At 69.3% G+C, this 3,504-nt stretch carries 5 protein-coding genes; all 5 read left to right on the top strand.

Annotation, left to right across the window (positions count from 1 at the left end; translation table 11 throughout):
- A partial coding sequence (locus IV091_RS07145; RefSeq protein ID WP_293466995.1) for an ABC transporter substrate-binding protein occupies positions 1-462 on the top strand: 462 nt, incomplete at its 5' end.
- Positions 459-1,049, top strand: coding sequence for a bifunctional adenosylcobinamide kinase/adenosylcobinamide-phosphate guanylyltransferase (locus tag IV091_RS07140; protein WP_293466992.1), 591 nt, complete (start codon positions 459-461; stop codon positions 1,047-1,049). The genes IV091_RS07145 and IV091_RS07140, both read left to right, overlap by 4 nt.
- Positions 1,046-1,912: an ABC transporter substrate-binding protein gene (locus tag IV091_RS07135; RefSeq protein WP_293466990.1), complete on the top strand. Its 867-nt coding sequence runs from the start codon at positions 1,046-1,048 to the stop codon at positions 1,910-1,912. Before IV091_RS07140 ends, IV091_RS07135 begins: the two co-directional genes overlap by 4 nt.
- Positions 1,909-2,928 carry an iron ABC transporter permease gene (locus IV091_RS07130; RefSeq protein ID WP_293466988.1) on the top strand — a complete coding sequence of 340 codons (1,020 nt, stop codon included), beginning with the start codon at positions 1,909-1,911 and terminating at the stop codon, positions 2,926-2,928. The genes IV091_RS07135 and IV091_RS07130 overlap by 4 nt, the downstream gene beginning before the upstream one ends.
- A gap of 23 nt (positions 2,929-2,951) precedes the next feature.
- On the top strand, positions 2,952-3,504 hold a 553-nt coding region (locus IV091_RS07125), incomplete at its 3' end, for an ABC transporter ATP-binding protein (RefSeq protein WP_293466986.1).

Here is a 3,504-nt window from a genome sequence, read left to right as displayed (position 1 = left end):
CGCCCGCGGGTGTTTTTTGAGGAGTGGTACAACCCGCACATCAGCGCGATTGCCTGGGTGTCCGAGCTGATAGGGATTGCCGGCGGCGACGACTGCTTTCCCGAACTGGCCAGGGAGCCCATGGGCAAGGGCCGCATCATTGCCGACGGTTCAAGCATCGTGCAGCGCAACCCCGACATCATTTTTGGTTCCTGGTGCGGCCGGCGCTTTCGTCCCGCGCATGTGCTGGCGCGCCCGGGCTGGGGCGAGGTCAATGCGGTAAAAAACGGCCAGCTGTTCGAGATCAAATCGTCCGAAATTCTGCAGCCCGGCCCGGCGGCGCTGACCGATGGCGTGGAGCAGTTGCATCACATCATCATGGCCTGGAGCATGGCCCCCACGCTTGTCGCTTCGCGTACTGCGCTGCCCCCCGAGGGGGCTGCCCCGCCTAAGGGCGGCCTGTCGGCGGGGCGATCATCGTGACGGCGGGTTTGTCGCTTGCCCGCAGCGAACTGATTCTGGGCGGCCAGAAAAGCGGCAAGTCGCGCCGCGCCGAACTGCTGGCGCGCCAGTGGCTGGCGCAGTCGCCCGGCCACGACGCGCTGTTGCTTGTCACCGCCCAGCCCTGGGACGACGAGATGCGCGAACGCATCGCGCGCCACCAGCACGACCGCGCCGAACGCGTGCCCGGCCTGCGAACGCTTGAAGAGCCGCTGCAGCTGGCGCAAGCCTTGGCCCAGCACGGTAGCCCGCGCACGCTGATCGTGGTCGATTGCCTGACGCTGTGGCTGACCAACTGGCTGATGCCGGCTGAAAATAATGATTCAAATATGCATCCAGCCCAATATCCACGGGAACTAGTAGCTATGCTTCTGGAAGCAATCCAGGCCAGCGCAGGGCCGGTGGTGCTGGTCGGCAACGAGATCGGCCTGGGCGTGATTCCCATGGGCCGCGAGACGCGCGCCTTTGTCGATGCGCTGGGCGTGCTGAACCAGGCCGTGGCCCAGGCCTGCGAGCGGGTCACGCTGATGGCGGCCGGTCTGCCGCTGACGCTGAAAGGCCGGCCATGAAGCGCCTGTCCTTGTTGGCGCTGCTGGGCCTGGCGGCCACGTCCCACGCGCTGCAGCTGACCGACGACCGGGGCGTCAGCGTGACCTTTGCGCAAAGCCCGCAGCGCATCGTCAGCCTGCTGCCCTCGCTGACCGAAAGCGTCTGCGCGCTCGACCAGTGCCAGCGCCTGGTGGGCGTGGACCGCTATTCCAACTACCCCGCCAGCGTGCAGCGCCTGCCCGTGGTGGGCGGCGGGCTGGACCCGAACATCGAAGCCATCGTCGCGCTCAGGCCCGACGTGGTGATCATGGCCACGTCCTCGCGCGCCGGTCTCAGGCTGGAGTCGCTGGGCATCAAGGTGGTGGCGCTGGAGCCCAAAAGCCACGCCGATGTGCGGCGCGTGCTGGGCAAGCTGGGCCAGCTGCTGGAGATTCCGGCCGCGCAGGGCGCCGACCGGCTGTGGCGCGTGATTGACAGCGGCGTATCGGCGGCGGCCCAGTCGCTGCCTGCCAGGGCCAAAAACACCCGCGTCTACTATGAAGTCAACCGGGGGCCGTATGCGGCCGGCCAGACCTCCTTTATTGGAGAAACCCTGGCGCGGCTGGGTGTGGAAAACATTATTCCCGCTGCGCTCGGGCCGTTTCCCCGCATCAACCCGGAGTTTGTGGTGCGCGCCAATCCGGACCTGATCATGGTCGGCAGCCGCAACGTGCAGGCGATGGCGTCTTATCCCGGCTGGTCCAGCATCAAGGCCGTGAAGGAGCAGCGCATCTGCGTCTACAGCGCCGAGGAGTCGGACGTGGTGGTGCGGCCCGGCCCGCGCATGGCCGAGGCGGCCCGCATCATGGCCCAATGCATCGCGCGCAAGGCCGGGGCCGAATGAGCCCGGCTTTCACGCACCCGCACCGCAAGGCGTTCTGGCTGGCAGTCGGTCTGCTGGCAGCGTCTGCCGCCTTGCTGCTGCTGGGCATCAGCGTGGGCAGCACCGGTTTTGACAGTGTACTGAGTCTGCACCGTGACCCGCAGGCACTGCTGATCGTGTCCGAAATCCGCCTGCCGCGCACGCTGGGCGCCTGGCTGGCCGGGGCCCTGCTGGGGCTGGCCGGCGCGGTGGCGCAGGGCCTGTTCCGCAATCCGCTGGCCGACCCGTACCTGCTGGGCAGCGCCTCGGGTGCGTCGCTGGGCGTGGCGGCGGCGATGGCACTGTTTGGCATCTCGCCGCTGGCGACCCACTGGCTGGCGCGCGTCGGGCTGACCGGCGCGGCGTTTGTCGGCGCCGTGCTGGCGGTGCTGCTGACGCTGCTGCTGGCCAAGGGCGTGCAGCACACGCTGCGGCTGCTGCTGGCCGGCGTGATTGTCGGCGTGGTGCTGGGCGCCATCACGTCCCTGATCCTGTTGCTCACGCCCGAGATCATGCAGGCCATGCAGTCCTTCATGCTGGGCAGCACCGCCTTTGTCGGCTGGACCGCCTGCGCCATCATGGCGGCGGTGTTTGCTGCCGCGATGCTGGCCGCCTGGATGATGAGCCATGCGCTCGACGGCCTGGCGCTGGGCGAAGCCACGGCGCACAGCCTGGGCCTGCCGCTGCCGCAGATGCGCGCGGCGCTGGTGGCGGTGCTGGCGCTGGCCACCGGCACGGCGGTGGCGCAAACCGGGCTGATCGCCTTTGTCGGCCTGGCCGCGCCGCACCTGGTGCGCTCGGTCGTCAAGACCACGCACGGCCGGCTGATCGGCCTGGCCAGCCTGATGGGCGCGGTGCTGCTGACGGCCGCCGATATCCTGGCCCGCTGGCTGGTGGCGCCGCAGGAACTGCCGGTGGGCGTGCTCACGGCGGTGCTGGGCGGTGGCTACCTGCTCTGGCTGATGCACCGGCAGACCGGTCGGGGGGCGGGATTATGACCTTGGAGCGTCATTCGAATGCTATGGATTCAATTGCTATAAGCGCTCACTCCATCTGCGCCAGGCTCGGAAATGACGAGGTTTTGCACAACATCTCGCTGGCGCTGCCCGCCGCCCGCTGGACCAGCATCGTCGGCCCCAACGGCGCGGGCAAATCCACGCTGCTCAAGGTGCTGGCCGGTCTGCTGGCGCACAGCGGCGACGTGGCCTTGCTGGGCCAGCCGCTGGCCAGCCTGCGCGGGCGGGCGCGGGCGCAGCAGCTGTCGTGGCTGGGCCAGAACGAAAGCTCGGCCGACGACCTGACGGTGTACGACGTCGCCATGCTGGGCCGCCTGCCGCACCAGGCCTGGCTGGCGCCGGCGAGCAGCGCCGACCATGCCGCCGTGGAACGCGCCCTGCGCGCCACCCAGGCCTGGGGCTGGCGCGGCCGCCCGCTCGGCCACCTGTCGGGCGGCGAGCGCCAGCGCGTGCTGCTGGCGCGTGCGCTGGCCGTGGAAGCGCAGGTGCTGCTGATGGACGAGCCGCTGGCCAACCTCGACCCGCCGCACCAGACCGACTGGCTGCTGATGGTGCGCG

Source organism: Polaromonas sp., assembly GCF_018780625.1.
Taxonomy (GTDB): Bacteria; Pseudomonadota; Gammaproteobacteria; order Burkholderiales; family Burkholderiaceae_C; genus Polaromonas.
The sequence above is the reverse complement of the archived record's forward strand: the minus strand, read 5'-3'. Positions and strand labels throughout refer to the sequence as shown.